Origin of the sequence: Pseudomonas sp. BJa3 (assembly GCF_026343815.1) — a bacterium.
Lineage (GTDB): Bacteria > Pseudomonadota > Gammaproteobacteria > Pseudomonadales > Pseudomonadaceae > Aquipseudomonas > Aquipseudomonas soli.
The window spans coordinates 278,289-298,082 of sequence record NZ_JAOXMC010000002.1 but is presented as its reverse complement, the minus strand read 5'-3'; the positions used below and the strand labels follow the sequence as shown (position 1 = coordinate 298,082).

Sequence of the window (19,794 nt, the reverse complement as noted above, 5' to 3'; positions counted from 1 at the left end):
TTCAGAACAGGAAATAACGCTGTGCCAGCGGCAACTCGTGCGCCGGCTCGCACACCAACAGCTCGCCGTCGGCACGCACCTGGTAGGTCTGGGCGTCGACCTCGATCAGCGGTTGCAGGGTGTTGTGGACCATGTCGGCCTTGCGCACCTGCCGGCAACCGTGGGCCAGGCCGATCAGGCTCTGCAGTTTCAGCTCTGCGGGCAGGCCTCGGTCCAGGGCGGCCTGGGGCAGGAAGGTCATGCGCGTGGCATGCCGCGCCGCCCCCAGGGCGCCGAACATCGGCCGGTAATGCACCGGCTGCGGGGTTGGAATGGAGCCATTGATATCTCCCATCGGCGCCGTGGCGATCATGCCGCCCTTTACCACCAGCGCCGGCTTGACCGCGAAGAACGCCGGTGCCCACAGCACCAGGTCGGCCAGTTTACCCACCTCCACCGAGCCGACCTCGTGGGCGATGCCGTGGGTCAGCGCCGGGTTGATCGTGTACTTGGCGATGTAGCGCTTGACCCGAAAGTTGTCGCTGTAGGCGCTGTCCGGGGCCAGCGGGCCGCGGCGCAGCTTCATCTGGTGCGCAACCTGCCAGGTGCGCAGCACCACCTCGCCGACCCGGCCCATGGCCTGGGAGTCGGACGAGGTCATGGCGAAGGCGCCCATGTCGTGGAGGATGTCCTCGGCGGCGATGGTCTCGCGACGGATGCGCGACTCGGCGAAGGCGACGTCCTCGGCGATGCTCGGGTCCAGGTGGTGGCAGACCATGAGCATGTCGAGGTGCTCGTCTACCGTATTCACGGTGTAGGGCAGCGTCGGGTTGGTCGAGGATGGCAGCACATTGGCCTGGCCGGCCGCGCGGATGATGTCCGGCGCATGGCCACCGCCCGCCCCTTCGGTGTGGAAGGTATGGATGGTGCGCTCGCCGATGGCCGCCAGGGTGTCCTCGATGCAGCCCGACTCGTTGAGGGTATCGGTGTGGATCGCCACCTGGATGTCCATGTCCTCGGCCACCCCCAGGCAACAGTCGATGGCCGCTGGTGTCGAGCCCCAGTCCTCGTGCAACTTGAGGCCCACGGCACCGGCGGCAATCTGCTCGCGCAGGGCTTCGGGCCGCGAGGCATTGCCCTTGCCCAGCAGGCCGATGTTGATCGGCAGGCAGTCGGCGGCCTGGAGCATGCGCGCCAGGTACCAGGGCCCTGGGGTGCAGGTGGTGGCGTTGGTGCCGGTGGCCGGGCCGGTGCCGCCGCCGATGAAGGTGGTTACCCCGCTGGTCAGCGCCTCCTCCACCTGCTGCGGGCAGATGAAGTGGATATGCGAGTCGATGCCGCCAGCGGTGACGATCTTGCCTTCGGCGGCGATGACCTCGGTGCCCGGCCCCACCGGTACCGTGACGCCGGGCTGCACATCAGGGTTGCCGGCCTTGCCGATGGCGGCGATACGGCCATGCTTGACACCGATATCGGCCTTGACGATGCCCCAGTGATCGATGATCAGCGCGTTGGTCAGCACCAGATCCATGGCCTCGGCGGCGAGCATCTGGCCTTGGCCCATGCCGTCGCGGATCACTTTACCGCCGCCAAACTTGACCTCCTCGCCATAGATCGTGAAGTCCTTCTCGACCTCCACCCACAGCGCGGTATCGGCCAGGCGCACGCGGTCACCAACGGTAGGCCCGAACATATCAGCGTAGGCCTGGCGGGAAATGCGGCTCATGCCCTTTCCTCCAGCACGCCCATCACCTTGCCCTGAAAGCCGTGCACCTCGCGCTTGCCGGCATAAGCCACCAACTGCACGGTGCGTGATTGCCCGGGCTCGAAGCGCACCGCGGTGCCGGCCGGGATGTCCAGGCGAAAGCCTCGGGTCGGCCCGCGCTCGAACACCAGGGCATCGTTGACTTCGTAGAAGTGGTAGTGCGAGCCCACCTGTACCGGGCGATCGCCATGGTTGGCCACGCTGACGCTGACGCTCAGGCGACCGACATTGAGCTCGATGTCGCCTGCGGCGACCTGGACTTCTCCGGGAATCATGCCGGCCTCCTCAAACGATGGGTTCATGCACGGTCACCAGCTTGGTGCCGTCGGGGAAGGTCGCCTCGACCTGAACGTCGTGCAGCATTTCCGGCACGCCGGCCATCACCTGCTCGCGCACCAGCACCTCGCGACCCAGGCTCATCAGCTCGGCAACCGTGCGGCCATCGCGGGCGCCTTCGAGCACTGCGGCGCTGATCAGCGCCACCGCCTCCGGGTAGTTCAGTTTCAGGCCACGGGCCAGTCGTCGCTCGGCCAGCAAGGCGGCGGTGAACAGCAGCAATTTGTCTTTCTCTCGCGGGGTCAGCTCCATGGCGGCTCTCTCAGGTGGCCCAAATGCGCGGCGGGCACGGTGCCAGGCCGAGCACGGCCGGGCGCAGCAAGTGCCAGAGGCGCTGCAGGTTGCGTTGCAGGTGTTGGTTGTCGTGGTCGAGCAGGCGGATCACCAGCAGCGGGCCGAGCAGCGTCGCGCCGGCTGGGGTTTCGAGTTCGTCGAGGATCTGCCGCGCCCGCTCCAGCACCGTCTGGTCGGCGGGTACTGCGCAGAAGGTGGCGAGCAACGGATGCCCGGCGACCTTGTCCAGCAGCCCACCCTCGATGCGCAGGCGCTCGTGCAGGCCCGGCTCGCCGGGCAGTTCGATGCGCAGGCGGCTGTCCAGCGCGCCCTCTTCGAAGCACTCGTTCATCACCGGACGGCCCAGGCACAGCGTCTCCCAGGCCAGCAGGCGCGCGCCGGGTTCAAGGCTGAAACGGCTGTCGAGGCCAGCGCGGGCGCCGTTGAAAAAGATACTGTCCTGCGGCAGCCATTCCAGGGTGCTGCCGGCGGCGAGGTGAAAGCGCTGGCCCAGCCGCGCTGTTGGGCCGATGCTGCGGTAGAACTTGCTTGCGCCAGGCATGGTGAGCAAGGCATGGCTGCCGGGCTCAAGGTGGACGTCAAGCTCGAGACGGTCGCCGGCGACGATGCCCCCTGGAGGGTGCAGCACATAGACATGGCATGGTGCTCCCTCCGGATAGAAAGGCCGCTGCACCAAAAGAGGTCCGACATGATGGCGCGCACCAAGCCGGGTCACGCCGTCACGCTGGACGAAGCGCAACCGCAGGTGGGCGCGCCAGCCTGGCTCTGCCTGTAGCGGGTCGATCTGTTGCGCCGACGACATCCTCAAACCCCTGAAATCCATGGCCTGACGGCCGGATGAGGGCCCTGCGCGGGGCGCTTGCAGGCGCGCCGGGCTGACCACTCGATCAATATTCGCTGGAGGGATATAGCAGGGAGCGGGCCAACTGCGCAGATGAACGATGATGAAACTTTCGGACCGTCAGTCATGCCGCAAGGCTGCGGGCCAGAGCGGCTACGCCCGGACGCGCGATTCAAGTGCCTGCCGGCGTGGCGAAGTAGGCTACAGTGACCACCCTGCCCCTTTTCGAGCCAAGGACGCCCCCATGCAATTCGCCCCCGCCATTCCGATCCTGCGGATCTTCTCGGTCGACAAGGCCCGGGAGTTCTACCTCGATTTCCTGGGCTTCCAGCTCGACTGGGAACACCGCTTCGCCCCGGACCTGCCGCTGTACATGCAGATCCACCGCGACGGCTTGATCCTGCACCTGTCCGAACACCACGGCGACGCCACGCCGGGCTCGGCGGTGTTTGCCCGGGTCGAGGACCTCAAGGCGCTGGAGTGCGAACTGCTGGCCAAGCGCTACGGCTACGCCCGCCCGCAGGCCGAGGCGGTCGACTGGGGCCTGGAAATGCAGGTGGCCGACCCGTTCGGCAACCGCCTGCGCTTCTGCCAGCAGATCGACAACGTCTGATGGCCAGCGGCAAGCGCGCCCTGGCGCGCCTGGAGCGGGAGATGGTCGCCTGCTTGACCGAAGCCTGCGCCACTGCCCAGGGCGAGATCGTCGGTTTCGCCTGGCTCACCCACCAGGTGGACCTCGACGACTTCCCCGCCAGCCTGCGCATCATCTGGGTGTTCACCGATGACACCGACAAGGCCCGCGCGCTGGCCGGCGCGGACTAAGGCGCGGATGATCGCGCTGACGGCCCAGGCGCTGCGTGACGCAGGCATCGAACTGGACCATGTGGCCTGGCATGTGCGCTTCGACAGCGAGGAGGCGTGCTGGCGCGATCATGGCGGGGACTGGAACCGGCGCTTGCGTTGAACCATGTGCCCCGCTCCTACAGATTTCCTACAGTTCCCGATCCGCGCCGGATGTATTAAGGTGGCGGGGTGCGCATATAAAAGCAGCCCGCCGTGTTCGGGCAAGAGCAATGAGGGTGTCATGAGTAACGAAAGCATTAACTGGGACAAGCTGGGTTTCGACTACATCAAGACCGACAAGCGTTACCTGTCCGTATGGCGTAACGGCGAATGGGACAAGGGCACCCTGACCGAAGACAATGTGCTGCACATCAGTGAAGGCTCCACCGCCCTGCACTATGGCCAGCAGTGCTTCGAAGGCCTGAAGGCCTACCGCTGCAAGGATGGCTCGATCAACCTGTTCCGTCCGGACCAGAACGCCGCGCGCATGCAGCGCAGCTGCGACCGCCTGCTGATGCCACGGGTATCGACCGAACAGTTCATCGAAGCCTGCAAACAGGTGGTCAAGGCCAACGAGAAGTTTGTCCCACCGCACGGCAAAGGCGCCCTGTACCTGCGCCCATTCGTGATCGGCACCGGCGACAACATCGGCGTGCGCACCGCCCCTGAATTCATCTTCTCGGTCTTCGCCATCCCGGTCGGCTCGTACTTCAAGGGCGGCATGACCCCGCACAAATTCCTCATCTCCGACTTCGACCGTGCCGCCCCGCAGGGCACCGGCGCGGCCAAGGTCGGCGGCAACTACGCGGCCAGCCTGCAGCCGGGCTATGAAGCCAAGAAAGCCGGCTTCGCCGATTGCATCTACCTTGACCCGCTGACCCACAAGAAAATCGAGGAAGTCGGTTCGGCCAACTTCTTCGGCATCACCGCCAACAACGAATTCGTCACGCCGAAGTCGGTCTCGGTGCTGCCGGGCATCACCCGCTTGTCGCTGATGGAACTGGCCGAATCGCGCCTGGGCCTGAAGGTCATCGAAGGCGACGTGGAAATCGACAAGCTCGACCGTTTCGTCGAAGCCGGTGCCTGCGGTACCGCTGCGGTGATCACGCCAATCGGCGGCATCCAGTACAACGGCAAGCTGCACGTATTCCACAGCGAAACCGAAGTCGGCCCCGTGACGCAGAAGCTGTATGCCGAGCTGACCGGCATCCAGAGCGGTGATGTCGAGGCGCCAGCGGGCTGGATCGTCAAGGTCGTTTAAGCCCGTGCCGTCATGAGAAGGGGCGTGCCAGCAATGGCACGCCCCTTTCTTTTTACTGCTGCGCCATCTGAGCGTCAGCCGCGGCAGTATTGCCTAGATGAATTTTTCTTAAATCGCCGGTTGTCTATTCTTTGGCACAATCAGGTCTCCACTCGCCGCCCAGGAACCAGCATGCCTCGCGTACTGACTATCGAAGACGACGCTGTCACCGCCCAGGAAATCGTCGCCGAACTGTCCAGCCACGGTCTGGAAGTCGACTGGGCAGACAATGGCCGTGAAGGCCTGGCCAAGGCCATCGCCGGCGGCTACGACCTGATCACCCTGGACCGCATGCTGCCCGAGGTCGACGGCCTGACCATCGTCACCACCCTGCGCAACCTGAAGATCGCCACGCCGATCCTGATGATCAGCGCGCTGTCGGACGTCGACGAGCGCGTGCGCGGCCTGCGCGCCGGCGGTGACGACTACCTGACCAAACCGTTCGCCTCCGACGAAATGGCCGCCCGGGTCGAGGTGCTGCTGCGCCGCAACAGCGTGCCGATGACCCAGACCCGCCTGCAGGTCGCCGACCTCGAGCTTGACCTGATCAGCCACGAAGCCCGCCGCGGCGAACAGGCGCTGAACCTGCTGCCCACCGAATACAAGCTGCTCGAGTACCTGATGCGCCACTCCGGCCAGGTGATCACCCGGATGATGATCTTCGAGGAGGTGTGGGGCTACCACTTCGACCCCGGCACCAACCTGATCGACGTGCACATCGGCCGCCTGCGCAAGAAGATCGACTCGCCCGGCCAGAACCCGCTGATTCGCACCGTGCGGGGCTCCGGCTATGCCATTGCCGAACCCGTCTAAGGGCTGGAGCTCCTCCACCAGCCGTCTGCTGGCGCTATACAGTTTCCTGTTCGTGGCCTGGAGCAGCATCCTCATGGGGGTGCTGTACTTCGAGGTCACCAGCTACCTGAACAAGCTCACCCGCCACTCGATGCTGCAACGCCAGCACCTGTTCGCCCACATGAGCGGCAAGCAGCTGGACGACGCGTTGGTCGCCAGCCAGGCCTTCGAGGAGCGCAGCTTCGACGCCTACGGCCTGTTCGATACCCAGCTCAACCCGATCGGCGGGCGCATCCGTGCAATTCCCTCGGAGCTGGGCCTGGACGGCAAGGTCCATGAGCTCAAGCGTTGCCTGGACGCCGACGATCCCCATCTGCCCCGCGACAGCTGCGATGCCGTGGCGATCAAGGTGCAGGACGGTCGCTGGCTGGTGCTGGTGCGCGACAACGGCTCGCTGTTCGTGGTGACGAGGATCATCCTCGACGCTCTGCTCTGGGGTATCTCGCTGACCTTGATCCCGGGCTTCGCCGGCTGGTACCTGCTACGGCGCAGGCCGCTCAAGCGCATCCGCGCGATCCAGGCCCAAGCCGAGCTGATCGTCGCCGGCGACCTCACCCACCGCCTGCCCCTGTCGGCCCGGCGCGATGAACTGGACATGCTCGCCGCCATCGTCAACGCCATGCTTGACCGCATCGAGCGGCTGATGCACGAGGTCAAGGGCGTCTGTGACAATATCGCCCACGACCTGCGCACCCCGCTGACGCGCCTGCGTGCCCAGCTCTACCGCATCCGCCAGCAAAGCGGCAGCGACTCCGCCGAAGGCGCGGCGCTGGACCAGGCGATCGGCGAGACCGACACGCTGATGGCCCGCTTTCGCGGGCTGCTACGCATCAGCGAACTGGAAGACCGCCAGCGCCGCGCCGGATTCGTCCGGCTCGACCCGCAAGGGTTGCTGGCGGAGCTTCATGACTTCTACCTGCCGCTGGCCGAGGATGGCGGCATCCGTCTGCACCTGGAGCAGCCTGCGCAGCTGGCGGCGCTACATGGCGACCGGGAACTGCTCTTCGAAGCACTGGCCAACCTGGTGGGCAACGCGATCAAGTTCACCCCCGAGGGCGGACAGGTGCGTATCGTCGCCAGCGAGGACGAGGCCGGCGTGCATATTGCTGTCGAGGACAGTGGGCCGGGGATTCCGGCAGATGAGCGCGAGGCCGTGTTGAAGCGCTTCTACCGCAGTGAGGAAGGCCATCGCCACGCAGGGTTCGGGCTGGGGCTGTCGATCGTCGCGGCGATCGTCGACCTGCACGGCTTCGGGCTGGAGGTGGCCAGCAGTGCGCTGGGTGGGGCAAGGCTGGTGCTGCATTGCCCACTGGCGGGGCCGGTAAAGTAGCAGCCTGAAAAGCATCGCGGGGCAAGCCCGCTCCCACGTTGACACCCGATTGCAGATGCGTCGACGTGGGAGCGGGCTTGCCCCGCGATTGGGCCGCACAACGGCCCCGGTTGCAGTATCAGTCAGCCAGGCGCCAGGTAGTGGTGCCCTTGCTGTCTTCCAGCACCACGCCCATGGCGGCCAGCTGGTCGCGGATGCGGTCGGATTCAGCCCAGTTCTTGTCGCTGCGCGCCTGCAGACGCGCCTGGATCAGCGCCTCCACTTCAGCGGCATCGACCTTGCCCTCGGCGCCGGCGCGCAGGAAGTCATCGGCTTCCAGCTGCAGCACACCCAACACATCCCCCAACTCGCGCAGACGACCTGCCAGGCCGGCGGCGGCCTCGGGGTCGCTGTCACGCAGGCGGTTGATCTCGCGCACCAGGTCGAACAGCACGGCGCAGGCTTCAGGTGTACCGAAGTCGTCGTTCATCGCCACGGTGAAACGCTCGACGAATGCCTCGCCACCCTGGGCAGCCACGCGCGGCAGGCCACGCAGCGCATGGTAGAAGCGCTCGAGCGCGCCCTTGGCGTCGCGCAGGCTGTCCTCGGAGTAGTTGATCGCGCTGCGGTAGTGGCTGGCCACCAGCAGGTAACGCACCACTTCCGGGTGATACTTGTCGAGCACATCGCGGATGGTGAAGAAGTTGTTCAATGACTTGGACATCTTCTCGCCGTTGATACGGATCATGCCGCAATGCATCCAGGCGTTGGCGTACTGCTTGCCGGTGGCCGCCTCGCTCTGGGCGATCTCGTTCTCGTGGTGCGGGAACTCCAGGTCGCTGCCGCCACCGTGGATGTCGAAGCTCTCGCCCAGGCAGCAGGTGGACATTACCGAGCACTCGATGTGCCAGCCCGGACGGCCCGGGCCCCACGGTGAATCCCAGTAGGGTTCGCCGGGCTTGACGCCCTTCCACAGCACGAAGTCGAGCGGGTCCTGCTTGGCCTCGTCCACTTCGATGCGCGCGCCGATGCGCAGGTCTTCGATCTTCTTGCGCGACAGCTTGCCGTAGCCGACGAACTTGCCGACCCGGTAGTACACGTCGCCATTGCCCGGCGCGTAGGCGTAGCCCTTGTCGATCAGGGTCTGGATCATCGCGTGCATGCCGGGGATATGGTCGGTGGCACGCGGCTCCAGGTCCGGCTTGAGGATGCTCAGGCGGCGCTCGTCCTCGTGCATCGCGTCGATCATGCGGGCGGTCAGCGCGTCGAACGACTCGCCGTTCTCGTTGGCCCGGTTGATGATCTTGTCGTCGATGTCGGTGATGTTGCGCACATAGGTCAGCTCATAGCCGCTCTTGCGCAGCCAGCGGGTGACCAGGTCGAAGGCCACCATGCTGCGACCGTGGCCCAGGTGGCAGTAGTCGTACACGGTCATGCCGCACACGTACATGCGCACCTTGTTGCCGTCCAGCGGCTTGAAAACTTCCTTGGTCTTGCTCAGCGTGTTGTAGATGGTAAGCACGAAGGTTCCTCAGCTGCCCCACGAATCGCGCAGGGTCACGGTGCGGTTGAACACCGGGCGACCCGGCTGGGAGTCTTTCAGGTCGGCGCAGAAGTAACCTTCGCGCTCGAACTGGAAGCGGTCTTCCGGTTGGGCCTGGCCCAGGGAAGGTTCCGCACGACAACCACTGAGCACCTGCAGCGAATCGGGATTGATGTTGTCGAGGAACGTGCCGCCGTCTTCGGTCTTCTCCGGGTTGGCCGAGCGGAACAGGCGGTCGTACAGGCGCACTTCGCACTCGATGCTGCCCTCGGCCGGCACCCAGTGGATCACGCCCTTGACCTTGCGGCCCTCGGGGTTCTTGCCCAGGGTGTCCGGGTCGTACGAGCAGCGCAGCTCGACGATGTTGCCGTCTGCGTCCTTGATCGCCTCGTCGGCACGGATCACGTAGCTGCCGCGCAGGCGCACTTCACCGGCCGGCTCCAGGCGCTTGTAGCCCTTGGGCGGCTCTTCCATGAAGTCGTCGCGGTCGATGTACAGCTCGCGGGCGAACGGCAGCACGCGCACGCCCATGTCTTCCTTCGGGTGGCGCGGCAGTTCGAGCTGCTCGACCTGACCCTCGGGATAGTTGGTGATGACCACCTTGAGCGGGCGCAGCACGCACATGGCGCGTGGCGCGGTGCGGTCCAGGTCGTCACGGATGCTGAACTCGAGCATCGCCATGTCGACCACGCCGTCGGAACGGTTGGTGCCGATCATCTCGCAGAAGTTGCGGATCGAGGCCGGGGTGTAGCCGCGGCGGCGGTAGCCCGACAGGGTCGACATGCGCGGATCGTCCCAGGCCTCGACGTGGCCTTCGTCCACCAACTGCTTGAGCTTGCGCTTGGAGGTGATGGTGTAGTTCAGGTTCAGGCGGCTGAACTCGTACTGGCGCGGGTGCGCCGGCACCGGCAGCTTGTCGAGGAACCAGTCGTACAGCGGGCGGTGGCTCTCGAACTCCAGGGTGCAGATCGAGTGGGTGATGCCTTCGATGGCGTCCGACTGACCGTGGGTGAAGTCATAGTTGGGGTAGATGCACCACTTGTCACCGGTCTGATGGTGATGGGCATGGCGGATGCGGTACAGGATCGGGTCGCGCAGGTTCATGTTCGGCGAGGCCATGTCGATCTTAGCGCGCAGCACGCGCTCGCCGTCCTTGAATTCGCCGGCCTTCATGCGGGCGAACAGGTCCAGGTTGTCCTCGACGCTGCGCTCGCGGAACGGGCTGTTCTTGCCTGGCTCGGTCAGGCTGCCGCGGTATTCCTTGGCCTGCTCGGGGGTCAGGTCGCAGACGTAGGCGTTGCCCGACTTGATCAGCTCCACGGCCCAGGCGTGCAACTGGTCGAAGTAGTCCGAGGCGTAGCGCACCGGGCCTGCCCATTCGAAGCCCAGCCACTTGACGTCACGCTGGATGGAGTCGATGTACTCCTGGTCTTCCTTGGCCGGGTTGGTGTCGTCGAAACGCAGGTGGCAGACGCCGCCGAATTCCTTGGCCAGGCCGAAGTTGACGCAGATCGACTTGGCGTGGCCGATGTGCAGATAGCCGTTGGGCTCCGGCGGGAAACGGGTGACGATGCTCTGGTGCTTGCCCGCGTCCAGGTCGGCCTGGACGATCGGCCGCAGGAAGTTCACAGGGACGGCGGGGGCGCCTTTGGCAGCGGCGTTTGGCGCGTTGTCGGCAGTGGGCTTGCTCATAGTGTCCTTGAATGCAGGTAGCCGGCCGGGTAGGCCGATTGAATCAAAGGGCCTATCATAGCCGAAGCAGTCAAGCTGCTGACAGCCGGAGCACCGACAAAGTGGCGCGTTTTGTCGCCGCAGCGGTCTACAATCCGGCACAATGACGCCCCAGTGGCCTGTGCCGCGGCTGCCTGATCCTGCGTCAGGTTGTCCGAGCGCAGCGCGCACCCTATTTCCCGAATGCCTTGAAAGAGCGAATTTCAGCATGTCCAAAGTCAAACTGAGCACCAACCACGGCGATATCGTCCTGCAACTGAACGCCGAGAAAGCCCCGCTGACCACCGAGAACTTCGTTCAGTACGTCAAGGAAGGCCACTACGACGGCACCGTGTTCCACCGCGTGATCAAGGGCTTCATGATCCAGGGTGGTGGTTTCGAGGCTGGCATGAGCCAAAAGAAAACCCGCGCCAGCATCCAGAACGAAGCCGACAACGGCCTGAAGAACACCAAGTACAGCATCGCCATGGCCCGTACCATGGAGCCGCACTCGGCCTCCGCGCAGTTCTTCATCAACGCCTCCGACAACGACTTCCTCAACCACAGCGGCAAGAACGTCCAGGGCTGGGGCTACGCGGTGTTCGGTGAAGTGATCGAAGGCCAGGAAATCGTCGACGCCATCGAAAAAGTCGCCACCGGCTCCAAAGCCGGCCACCAGGACGTGCCGAAAGACGACGTGATCATCGAGAAAGCCGAGATCATTGAGTGATACTGCTGATCTCCGATCTGCACCTGCAAGAAGAACGCCCGGACATTACCCGGGCGTTTCTTGATCTGCTCGACGGCCGCGCCCGCCACGCCAAGGCGCTGTACATCCTCGGCGATTTCTTCGAGGCCTGGATCGGCGACGATGCCATGACGCCCTTCCAGCAGTCGATCTGCCAGGCTCTGCGCCGGTTGAGCGACAGCGGCACGGCCGTGTACCTGATGCACGGCAACCGTGACTTTCTCATTGGCCAGGCGTTCTGCGACGCCGCCGGCTGCACCCTGCTGGCCGACCCCAGCGTGGTCGAGCTCGGTGGCGAGGCGGTGCTGCTGATGCATGGCGACACCCTGTGTACCCGTGACGTGGCCTACATGAAGCTGCGCCGCTACCTGCGCAACCCGCTTAGCCTGTGGATCCTGCGGCACCTGCCGCTGGGCACGCGGCACAAGCTGGCACGCAAGCTGCGTAGCGAAAGCCGCTCGCAGGCACGCATGAAGAGCACCGAAATCGTCGATGTCACCCCCGAGGAAGTGCCCAAGGTGATGGCCGCCCACGGCGTACGTACCCTGGTCCACGGCCACACCCATCGACCGGCGCTGCACAAGCTGGTGGTCGACGGCCAGCCGGCACGGCGCATCGTGCTGGGCGACTGGGATCGGCGTGGCTGGGCCTTGCAGGTGGATGAACAGGGTTTCCAACTGGCCCCGTTCGACTTCTCCTGAAACTGCGCGGGGCAAGCCCGCTCCCACGATTCACGTAGGAGCGGGCTTGCCCCGCGCTGCCACCGACGGTGCTATTTGGCGCTGACCACCTGACCCTGGTCCCGCTCGCTGATCACATACTGCTGATACTGCGGATCAGCCTTGATCTGCGCCTCGGTGAACGGAATCGGCGCCAGTTGCTTGGCCGCGAAGGCCCGCGTCTGGTCGGCGGCATGCGCTGACGCCCGCTCGCTCGACAGCGAGAACGCCAACAGCCCTTGGGCTTGCGGGCCCTGCTCGGTGAAGCTGACCACCTGCAGATAGCTCGAACCACTGACCACCAGGCGCTTGCCCGGCCCTACCGGCACACTGACCATCGCGTTGTAGACGCCCAAGGCCTGCGGCCCGCCGGGCACCGGCGTGCCATCGGCGGCCTGCTGGATCTGCCCCCACCGCTGGTCGGCGGCGATACCAGCCTCGTTCACCTGCGCAAGCGAGCCCAGCGCCGCCTCGTGCAGCAGCTTGCGCACGGCGGCCTGCTCCACCGCCAGGCCACGAGGCGTGTGCAACGGGTCGGCCGGATCGAACGGCACGCGCCAGCTTTGCGGATGCTCGGCCAGCGTGGCGGCGATGTTCATGAAATGAACCAGGCCGATACCGCTGTCCTGATCGGCTTTGCCGTTCCATGCCTGCAGGCTGGCACATACCGACTGAATGTCCGCCTCCACGCCCTTGCACCATTGCAGCAGATCCGGCATCAGCAGGCTGGCCTGGTACACCTCGTCATCGAAGACCATGTGCTGGAGCTCGGCGCTGCCCAGCTTGCCCTTGCCCTGCAGGCGCTGCAGGGCAAAGCGGCTGCGCAGGCCCAGGGGCTGGTGGGCACGGCTGACCAGGGGCGAGAAGCCGGTCAACGGCTGGGCCGGGTTGACCATCCACGCCGAGTCGTTGGCGTGCTGTACATAATCGCGCCGCTCCAGGCTCGGCAGCAGGTTGGCCGGGAAGATCCCTGACTGGGCCGCCTGCGCATCCACCTTCCATTGACAGGCACTGCGCGAGCCGTCGAGCACCACCAGCGGGCCAGACGCGCCGGGGGTGCTGCACTGCTCCAGCATCCCCTGGTCGACATAGGGCACCACCGACTGATTGAGGTACAAGGCCTGGCCAGCAGCGTCCACTGCCAAGGTATTGACCCAGGGGATGCCCTGCAGCTCACCCACCGACGCCTTCAGCGCTTGCAGGCTGTCGGCACGGTTGATCCGGTACCACTGCTGCAATACCCGGGTATTGTCCAGATTTGCATCGCGCAGACTGTAGGCGGCGTGCTTGTCCCAATCCAGACGGCCGGGCCATTGCACCACAGGGCCGAACTTCGACAGGTGAATCGTGCGTTCGACCTGGCTGAGCGTACCGTCCTCCCCCTTCACCGTGACCTTGAGCAGCTTGCGCTCCAGCGGCAGCGACTGGCCGTCATACAGATAGCGGGTGGCGTCCCTGGGATCCAGTTGCAGGCGATAGAGGGTGAAGTGCTTGGAGGTGTCGACCGTGTGGGTCCAGGCCAGTTGCCGGTTGAAACCGATATTTACCACTGGCAGGCCCGGCAACGCCGCTCCCATCACATCCAGTTGCCCGGGGATGGTCAACTGCATCTGGTAAAAACGCATCCCGCCAATCCACGGGAAATGCGGGTTGGCCATCAGCAGCCCACGGCCATTGGCCGAACGCTCGGCGCCCACGGCCACGGCATTGCTGCCACGCTCGGCGGCGAACTGCGCCTGTCGCGCCAAGGCCACGCTGTAGTCGACCTCCGGGCGTTGCGCCGCCAGCTCGGGAGGCGTCGCGGCGACCACGGCCTCGACGAATTGCCCTACGCCGCCCTCGGCAAGCAAGCGCCGGGTCAGCTTGACCAGATCGCGGCTGGTGATCGGCCGTAGCCACTCCCCTGCCCCGCACTCGGCCGGTAGCCCCTCGATCCGTCGTTCACCCAGGGCACGGTTGTAGCCGTTGGCATACCCATCAAGCAGATCACGCACCGCCACCGGCTGCGCCGTGAGGAAACTGTCTACCGCCGCAGGTTCGTTGAGCCAGGTAAAGAACAGGTCACTGGAGAGGTTGTCACGCTGCTCGACCGTCTTGCCGTCGGCACCGAAATACCGGGAGCGCTCGCCATTGACCGTCAGCACCTCGCCGGCCAGCAGGCACAGGTTGTCCTGGGCGTAGGCGTAGCCGATGCCGTAGCCCAGGCCGCGCTCGTCCTTGGCCAGGATGTGTGGCACGCCGAAACTGGTGCGACGGATCTGCGCGGACGCCTCGCCATCGGCCTCGCGCGCCTGCAGGGTCAGGCTGGCAGCGACCAGGGCGGCGGCAAGGCCCAGGCGAAACAGGGGAAGAGGGATCACAGGCACTCCTCGTGCTTATCGGGGTCATCCCGAACAGACGAATGGCCAGATGAAAATTTTACGTTCAACGCGGTGCTGCAACGTTCTCAACAGAACATGTCAGATTTTTTTCACCGGGGGTTGCAGTTTTGTCGAGCTCAAACGTCTTTAGATGTGAGGCACCCATGATTTCGGGACAGTCCACGAAAAGGAGCATTCACATGTACAACCCGCAACAATCGCTGGCGGCGCAGCCTGCGCCCAGTCAGGCCGCCGCCCCCCAGGAAGAACGCGTGGGCAACGAGCAAATCCGCGAGCTGCTGCGCGCCTACGGCCTGCGCACCAGCCTGATCCGCCTTAAGGTCATCGACGCCCTGCACACCGCCGGCCGCAGTGGCCGCAGCATTGGTGTGCGTGGCGTGCATGCGCAACTGGAGCAACTGGACATCCCGCTGTCGTTCCTGAGCGTGCGAGAGGTGCTCAAGCGCTTGTGCAGCGAAGGCGTGATCAGCCTGGGCAGTGACAAATGCTACAGCCTCAACCCCCAGGCCCGAGCCGTGCTCGAGCAACCCGCCTCGCGCTGAGCGCATGGCCGGCAAGGATATGCCGGCCCGCCTGCTTCAGGGTTTCACCTTGCGCCGCAGGATCCCGTTGATCACCACCACGACCACCGCAATGGCGATGGCGACGTACTGGAATGTCTGCTCGCTGATAGTGCCCTGCTTCTGCAGGTAACTCAGACCGAGCATGATCCCCAGCACCACCAGGATGATCAGGATCGAATATTTCAGGCGCTGCACATGTGTCATCGGAGGTTCCTTGCGACATCGGGGACATGAGGCTCCAACGGAGCCGCCGCCATGATACCTCGGCTGCTTTCCCCTCGCTGCAGTTCCTGCCTGATCCTCACACGACAATCTCCCAGTTCGGTCACAGCCTGGCGAGCGCATCGAGATACGCCCGTGGTTGCATGTCTAGGTAAGCTACCCAATTCGCCATCATGGAACCCTTTCTCTAGATGGTTTAGGGCCTGTAGCGCAAGGGTGAAGGCATTTCCCACTTCAAGACACCCGATTGCCCGCAAATGACAGACAAGGACGACTACAAGCCCCGGTCCGCTTCGCGCCTAGCGACCCTTTCCGTCGCTGTTCGAAAATCCGCCTACGCCACGCGGGCCATCCCGTGGCAACCCTCGCCGCAGCCGGTCCGAGCCTCGGCGTCGGCCAAACCCAATGACGGAAGGAACCATTACGTGGAAATGCCAGACCTGAGCAACATTGACCTCACCCAACTGCCTCATTCGCTGCAGGCGCTGATCGAATGCATCGGTCTGGACAGCGCCTACCGGCTGACGCATGCCTTTGGCGGGCGCCCGAAGTACATCCCCAAACATCGCCGACGCACCAAATTGGCCGATGTGCTGCCGCCAGAAGCGCTGGACGCGCTGATCCAGCGCTTCGCCGGCCTTGCCCTGGAGATTCCCAAGTCCGACCACTTCCAGCGCCAGCTGCGCAACCAGCAGATCCAGCGGGAGAGCGCCAGCGGGCTGTCACGCAGCCTGCTCGCCGACAAGTATGGATTGAGCCTGCGACAGATTGGCAACATCCGTAGACAGGCGTAGCCAGCACCGCCCTGGACTTGGCCGAAGCGGGTGACGCCGGAACCTGCCAGTGGCGCTGAGGAGGCGCTGGACCAATTTGTCGCAATCGACCGTCTGAAGATCAGACACGGATCAAGTCGATGCAACAGCGACCTCGGTCTACTTTTCGCCTTCCTCGAGCGGTGTGCTCCACAGCACCAGCTCAAGCGCCGCGGCGATCTGGATACGGTGGTCGGCAAATGGAATGGGCAGCAGGTCCTGGGCGCGTTCCAGGCGCCGCAGCAAGGTATTGCGATGCGTACCCAATACTTCGGCGGTCTGGGTGATATTGCAGCCATGGGCCAGGAATGCCCGCAACGAATACTGCAGCACCACCGGCTCTGAAGCCAGGCGCCCCAAGGTACTCAAGACAAACTGCCTGGCCGCCCGGGCGTCCTGTGTCATCAGCGACACCATCCTCACCTGATCGATACTGGCCACAGGCGGCGCGCCCGCCAGGCGCCCCATCAGCCCCTGGGTGGTCAAGGCTTCCAGGTGGGAGCGACGGAAACCGTTGAGCCCCGCCGCAGGGGCGCCCAGTGCCGCACGAACGCCTGGGTACTGACGAACCACGCCTTGCAGCGCATTGAGGTCCAGAGGCCTTGTCGCAGCACTCCAGCCCCATAAGGTCGCAGGCCCGGCGAACACCACCAGCGGCGCCCCCGCCCCCGTGAGGCTTGCCAGCGCGCGCGCCATGTCCTCTAGCGGACGAATGTGCGCTTCGGGCGTCTCGCTCCACACCAGAAAGGCCTGGTGCTTCTGCGCAAGGCCGTAGCCCAGGCGCCTGGCGAACTGCTCGGCGTCGACATCGCGGCCGTCGAGCAGGCGACTGACCAGGCTGCGTTTGTCGATGTGCTCATCATGAGCCTGGGCGTGCTTTTCCTCGAGGATGATCCGGGTGATCACTCGCATGTTGCTGTCGATGAACTCCGAGATCGAGCGCGAGGAGACGTCCAGTAACTCCTCGAGCAGCGCCGGGTCCTGGGTCAGGCCGAACGCCATCTTCATCCATAGTTCCCAGGCGGTGTTCTGTGTCGACCTGGCGACATTCATCAGCAGTTCAGACAGCCCGCGATGGGCGAGCTCCCGTGCCGTATCCACCATGTCAGCCGATACATAGGGTTCCACCGGCTCGCCTGGGCGCTGCATGTTGGCGTTGGCCCAATGCAACAACTCTGCTCGATTGGCGCGCCGACACGCGGCCAGGATAACCGGGTCCTCCAGCAACCTTGCGTCTTCCGGAGACGCGAAAAGCGCCTGGTTGAGCCGCTCGACCCACTCCGGCGGCAGGGCCTGGGCACGTTCGGCGCCTTTGCGGATCAGTTCACGCACCGCTTCGGACGGGCGTGGCCAAGGGGAGGGAGGAAGATTCATAGAGAGTGCAAAATGCTCAAAAAAATGAGGGAAAATGGTGCTTTTTGTACCTTGGCCACAGGCCGGTGGAAACATAGCATGAAGCCACTGCCTGAGCAAAAAGCACAAGGAAGGCATCTGCCACGCCATGTCCCTTGTTCGGGTTGGGCGCCCTGCCAACCGGCCAGCGCGACAATGCCTTTGAATCGGAGTGTCAACATGTCAGTCCCCGAAAAGAATCCTCCACTACTACCCAGCGTAACCCGCTCGACTTCGCCTGAAGAGATCGTGCAACTCAGCGATCAGGTCGGCGCGGTCATCATCCGCAACTTCATGACCCCCGAACAGGTAAAGCGGATCAACCAGGAGGTCGACGCCCCACTCAAGGCCTTGGACGCAGGTTCCAAGCATGAACACGAGCTGATCGTCGAGTTCCATGGCCGACAGACCAAACGGCTGACCAACCTGGTAACCCACAGCAAGACCTTCCGCGAGGAAATCCTCGATGACGACCTGTTCCACGAATTAGGGCGCGTGCTCTATCAGTCGGACGCTGGCGACTGGTGGCTGACCACCGCGCAACTGATTGAAATCGGCCCGGGCAACAAAGCACAGATGCTGCACCGTGACATGGCCCAGTACTACCCCTACGTTGCCATGAACAAGCATGCGCCGCGGGCCATCGCCAACCTGATGCTGGCACTGACCGACTTCACCGAAGAAAACGGCGCTACGCGTCTCATCCCCGGGAGCCAGGATTGGGATGATTTCGGAAACGTCGGCACCCCGGAAATGACCATCCCTGCGGTGTTGAACGCAGGCGATGCGGTACTGTTCGGCGGCAAGGTCGTCCATGGTGGTGGCGCCAACGTGACCGCCGGTGAGTTCCGCCGGGGCCTGACCATTCCACTGCAGGCTTCGATCCTCACGCCGGAAGAGGCTTATCCGTTGATCGTGCCGCTGGAGGTAGTGAGGACGCTTTCTGCGCGCGTGCAGAAGATCATCGGCTTCCGCTCACAGTATCCTGCGGGCAGCCCAGGCCTGTGGCAGCATAACTACGCTGACCTGGCGGACCATCTGCAGCTGTAACGCGATTGATCGATTCGGGGGACGGACCACCTGCCCCCGGATATGCCTGCTTGGTCAGTAATGCCCTGCCCACTGCTCGACCGCGTCCTACCCTCTCTCAAGTGGTTGATTATTGGCATTCGGCCTGGGTCGTTTTGCGACCCAAGCCATGATCAGTTCGTCGGTTAACGCCTCACTTCTGGTACGGCATCACGCCACGGCGCGAGAACAGCACAGGCGTACCCTGTGCATCGAGCAGCACCGCCGTCAGCGACAAGTCATCCGCCGACTGCTTTTCCTGGAAATGCCGCCCGCCATCCTCGCTCAGCATCATCAGCCCATCCAGCCCGACCACCAGCACTCGGGAACCCGCTACCGCCATTGCGGTGACGGAACCTTTACCGTGGGTAGGCAATCTGCGCCATCCCTTCCCTTCCTTTGTACCCTGCAGCAACGTGCCTCGCTGACCGCCGAGCAAGAGGCTGCCGTCATCCAGGACAGCCCCCGACCACAAGCTGCCTGCGTAGCCGGTATCCAGGTAACCCCAGCTTTTGCCTTGGTCCTCGGAGTGCAGTAGCTGCCCATGCTCGGCGGTGGCGTACAGCGTGCCGTGGCTGCCGGCAAACAGCCCCATCAGGTTGAGATCGGCCTTCCTGGCCCCCGGGGGCGGCGGCAACGATTGCTCGGTCCAGGTCTTGCCACCATCTTCGGTGATCAGCAGCAACGACCACAGCCCCACGGCAACGCCCTGTTGGGCGTTGAAGAAATGCACGTCGAACAGCGGCCGATCTACGTCGCTGGACAAGCGCTGGATTTGCCACGACTCGCCACCGTCGGCGGTGGCCAGGATCGCCCCCCAATGGCCAACCGCCCAGCCACGCTGGGCGTCGACGAAAGACACACCTGTCAGTTGGGTCGACACCGGTACCGAACGTGCCTGGCGAAAGCGCTTGCCCTGATCGTCCGACAGCAAGACCACGCCGTGGTCGCCGACCGCGACCACGCGCTCCCCGGCCCACACGGCATCCAGCATGGTCGCTTGCGTGGCATTGCTCGCCTGCACGGCAGGCACTGCCTGCAAGGGCTCGGCCCGAGCAGACAGCAACGGCAATGTCGCGGCGAGCACCGCCGCGATCAATGAACCCCTGAATCGCAT

At 64.5% G+C, this 19,794-nt stretch carries 19 protein-coding genes and 1 pseudogene; 10 read left to right on the top strand and 10 right to left on the bottom strand.

What is annotated here, in order from left to right; genetic code table 11:
• Position 1: 1 nt before the first annotated feature.
• The 4 genes from ureC to OH705_RS03090 are packed head-to-tail and all read right to left on the bottom strand — an operon-like array spanning position 2 to position 3,176.
• The gene (ureC, locus tag OH705_RS03105) at positions 2-1,705 is read right to left on the bottom strand and encodes an urease subunit alpha (protein ID WP_038706006.1); all 1,704 of its coding nucleotides are present in this window, start codon (positions 1,703-1,705) and stop codon (positions 2-4) included.
• Positions 1,702-2,019 carry an urease subunit beta gene (locus OH705_RS03100; protein WP_023632872.1) on the bottom strand — a complete coding sequence of 106 codons (318 nt, stop codon included), beginning with the start codon at positions 2,017-2,019 and terminating at the stop codon, positions 1,702-1,704. The genes ureC and OH705_RS03100 overlap by 4 nt, the downstream gene beginning before the upstream one ends.
• Positions 2,020-2,029: 10 nt before the next feature.
• A complete protein-coding gene (locus OH705_RS03095; RefSeq protein WP_038706005.1) occupies positions 2,030-2,332 on the bottom strand; it encodes an urease subunit gamma in 303 nt (100 codons plus the stop codon).
• Positions 2,333-2,342: 10 nt separating this feature from the next.
• Positions 2,343-3,176 (bottom strand): urease accessory protein UreD, encoded by an 834-nt coding sequence (locus OH705_RS03090; RefSeq protein WP_038706004.1) that lies wholly within the window; start codon positions 3,174-3,176, stop codon positions 2,343-2,345.
• 283 nt (positions 3,177-3,459) lie between these two features.
• Between OH705_RS03090 and OH705_RS03085 the strand changes: the two genes are divergently transcribed.
• The 5 genes and pseudogenes from OH705_RS03085 to OH705_RS03065 all read left to right on the top strand — a co-directional run bounded on the left by OH705_RS03085 (position 3,460) and on the right by OH705_RS03065 (position 7,540).
• Complete coding sequence (locus tag OH705_RS03085) at positions 3,460-3,828, top strand: glyoxalase superfamily protein (RefSeq protein WP_038706003.1); 369 nt, start codon at positions 3,460-3,462, stop codon at positions 3,826-3,828.
• Positions 3,825-4,179, top strand: a pseudogene (locus OH705_RS03080) (hypothetical protein). Before OH705_RS03085 ends, OH705_RS03080 begins: the two are co-directional and overlap by 4 nt.
• 120 nt (positions 4,180-4,299) lie before the next feature.
• A complete protein-coding gene (locus OH705_RS03075) occupies positions 4,300-5,319 on the top strand; it encodes a branched-chain amino acid aminotransferase (protein ID WP_038706002.1) in 1,020 nt (339 codons plus the stop codon).
• A gap of 171 nt (positions 5,320-5,490) precedes the next feature.
• Entirely contained in the window at positions 5,491-6,171 is a 681-nt protein-coding gene (locus OH705_RS03070; protein WP_038706001.1) for a response regulator transcription factor, read from the top strand.
• Positions 6,149-7,540 (top strand): sensor histidine kinase, encoded by a 1,392-nt coding sequence (locus tag OH705_RS03065; RefSeq protein WP_038706000.1) that lies wholly within the window; start codon positions 6,149-6,151, stop codon positions 7,538-7,540. The genes OH705_RS03070 and OH705_RS03065 overlap by 23 nt, the downstream gene beginning before the upstream one ends.
• A 118-nt stretch (positions 7,541-7,658) precedes the next feature.
• Here OH705_RS03065 and cysS read toward each other — a convergent pair whose 3' ends face one another.
• The gene (gene cysS / locus OH705_RS03060; protein WP_038705999.1) at positions 7,659-9,041 is read right to left on the bottom strand and encodes a cysteine--tRNA ligase; all 1,383 of its coding nucleotides are present in this window, start codon (positions 9,039-9,041) and stop codon (positions 7,659-7,661) included.
• A gap of 9 nt (positions 9,042-9,050) precedes the next feature.
• Positions 9,051-10,754: a glutamine--tRNA ligase/YqeY domain fusion protein gene (locus tag OH705_RS03055; RefSeq protein ID WP_104443965.1), complete on the bottom strand. Its 1,704-nt coding sequence runs from the start codon at positions 10,752-10,754 to the stop codon at positions 9,051-9,053.
• Between the two features lie 247 nt (positions 10,755-11,001).
• Here OH705_RS03055 and OH705_RS03050 point away from each other — a divergent pair, with 247 nt between their 5' ends.
• The gene (locus tag OH705_RS03050; protein WP_023630093.1) at positions 11,002-11,502 is read left to right on the top strand and encodes a peptidylprolyl isomerase; all 501 of its coding nucleotides are present in this window, start codon (positions 11,002-11,004) and stop codon (positions 11,500-11,502) included.
• Positions 11,499-12,221 (top strand): UDP-2,3-diacylglucosamine diphosphatase, encoded by a 723-nt coding sequence (locus OH705_RS03045; protein WP_267300923.1) that lies wholly within the window; start codon positions 11,499-11,501, stop codon positions 12,219-12,221. The genes OH705_RS03050 and OH705_RS03045 overlap by 4 nt, the downstream gene beginning before the upstream one ends.
• 71 nt (positions 12,222-12,292) lie before the next feature.
• On the opposite strand, the gene OH705_RS03040 is transcribed toward OH705_RS03045, so the two are convergent.
• Positions 12,293-14,599 (bottom strand): acylase, encoded by a 2,307-nt coding sequence (locus OH705_RS03040; RefSeq protein ID WP_416383563.1) that lies wholly within the window; start codon positions 14,597-14,599, stop codon positions 12,293-12,295.
• A gap of 200 nt (positions 14,600-14,799) precedes the next feature.
• Here OH705_RS03040 and OH705_RS03035 point away from each other — a divergent pair, with 200 nt between their 5' ends.
• Positions 14,800-15,162 carry a fe2+ zn2+ uptake regulation protein gene (locus OH705_RS03035; protein ID WP_038705997.1) on the top strand — a complete coding sequence of 121 codons (363 nt, stop codon included), beginning with the start codon at positions 14,800-14,802 and terminating at the stop codon, positions 15,160-15,162.
• Positions 15,163-15,198: 36 nt separating this feature from the next.
• Here the strand turns inward: OH705_RS03035 and OH705_RS03030 are convergent, their stop codons facing one another.
• Positions 15,199-15,387 (bottom strand): hypothetical protein, encoded by a 189-nt coding sequence (locus OH705_RS03030; protein ID WP_023632313.1) that lies wholly within the window; start codon positions 15,385-15,387, stop codon positions 15,199-15,201.
• A gap of 443 nt (positions 15,388-15,830) precedes the next feature.
• On the opposite strand from OH705_RS03030, the gene OH705_RS03025 reads away from it, so the two are divergent.
• On the top strand, positions 15,831-16,199 hold the full coding sequence (locus OH705_RS03025) for a Mor transcription activator family protein (RefSeq protein ID WP_038705996.1): 369 nt from the start codon (positions 15,831-15,833) through the stop codon (positions 16,197-16,199).
• Positions 16,200-16,337: 138 nt separating this feature from the next.
• Here the strand turns inward: OH705_RS03025 and OH705_RS03020 are convergent, their stop codons facing one another.
• Positions 16,338-17,549 carry a PucR family transcriptional regulator gene (locus OH705_RS03020; protein ID WP_267300921.1) on the bottom strand — a complete coding sequence of 404 codons (1,212 nt, stop codon included), beginning with the start codon at positions 17,547-17,549 and terminating at the stop codon, positions 16,338-16,340.
• A gap of 240 nt (positions 17,550-17,789) precedes the next feature.
• On the opposite strand from OH705_RS03020, the gene OH705_RS03015 reads away from it, so the two are divergent.
• Positions 17,790-18,659, top strand: a complete 870-nt coding sequence (locus OH705_RS03015) for a phytanoyl-CoA dioxygenase family protein (RefSeq protein ID WP_031314477.1) — start codon at positions 17,790-17,792, stop codon at positions 18,657-18,659.
• Between the two features lie 172 nt (positions 18,660-18,831).
• Here the strand turns inward: OH705_RS03015 and OH705_RS03010 are convergent, their stop codons facing one another.
• Positions 18,832-19,794, bottom strand: a complete 963-nt coding sequence (locus OH705_RS03010) for a WD40/YVTN/BNR-like repeat-containing protein (RefSeq protein ID WP_038705995.1) — start codon at positions 19,792-19,794, stop codon at positions 18,832-18,834.

Bases quoted from the DNA above. Each gene is read 5' to 3' on its own strand.
- OH705_RS03015 (WP_031314477.1), top strand. From the start codon at position 17,790: ATGTCAGTCCCCGAAAAGAATCCTCCACTACTACCCAGCGTAACCCGC.
- OH705_RS03030 (WP_023632313.1), bottom strand. From the start codon at position 15,387: ATGACACATGTGCAGCGCCTGAAATATTCGATCCTGATCATCCTGGTG.
- ureC (WP_038706006.1), bottom strand. From the start codon at position 1,705: ATGAGCCGCATTTCCCGCCAGGCCTACGCTGATATGTTCGGGCCTACC.
- OH705_RS03055 (WP_104443965.1), bottom strand. From the start codon at position 10,754: ATGAGCAAGCCCACTGCCGACAACGCGCCAAACGCCGCTGCCAAAGGC.
- OH705_RS03050 (WP_023630093.1), top strand. From the start codon at position 11,002: ATGTCCAAAGTCAAACTGAGCACCAACCACGGCGATATCGTCCTGCAA.
- OH705_RS03035 (WP_038705997.1), top strand. From the start codon at position 14,800: ATGTACAACCCGCAACAATCGCTGGCGGCGCAGCCTGCGCCCAGTCAG.
- OH705_RS03095 (WP_038706005.1), bottom strand. From the start codon at position 2,332: ATGGAGCTGACCCCGCGAGAGAAAGACAAATTGCTGCTGTTCACCGCC.
- OH705_RS03070 (WP_038706001.1), top strand. From the start codon at position 5,491: ATGCCTCGCGTACTGACTATCGAAGACGACGCTGTCACCGCCCAGGAA.
- OH705_RS03090 (WP_038706004.1), bottom strand. From the start codon at position 3,176: ATGTCGTCGGCGCAACAGATCGACCCGCTACAGGCAGAGCCAGGCTGG.
- OH705_RS03075 (WP_038706002.1), top strand. From the start codon at position 4,300: ATGAGTAACGAAAGCATTAACTGGGACAAGCTGGGTTTCGACTACATC.
- OH705_RS03100 (WP_023632872.1), bottom strand. From the start codon at position 2,019: ATGATTCCCGGAGAAGTCCAGGTCGCCGCAGGCGACATCGAGCTCAAT.
- OH705_RS03065 (WP_038706000.1), top strand. From the start codon at position 6,149: ATGCCATTGCCGAACCCGTCTAAGGGCTGGAGCTCCTCCACCAGCCGT.
- OH705_RS03010 (WP_038705995.1), bottom strand. From the start codon at position 19,794: ATGCGATTCAGGGGTTCATTGATCGCGGCGGTGCTCGCCGCGACATTG.
- OH705_RS03085 (WP_038706003.1), top strand. From the start codon at position 3,460: ATGCAATTCGCCCCCGCCATTCCGATCCTGCGGATCTTCTCGGTCGAC.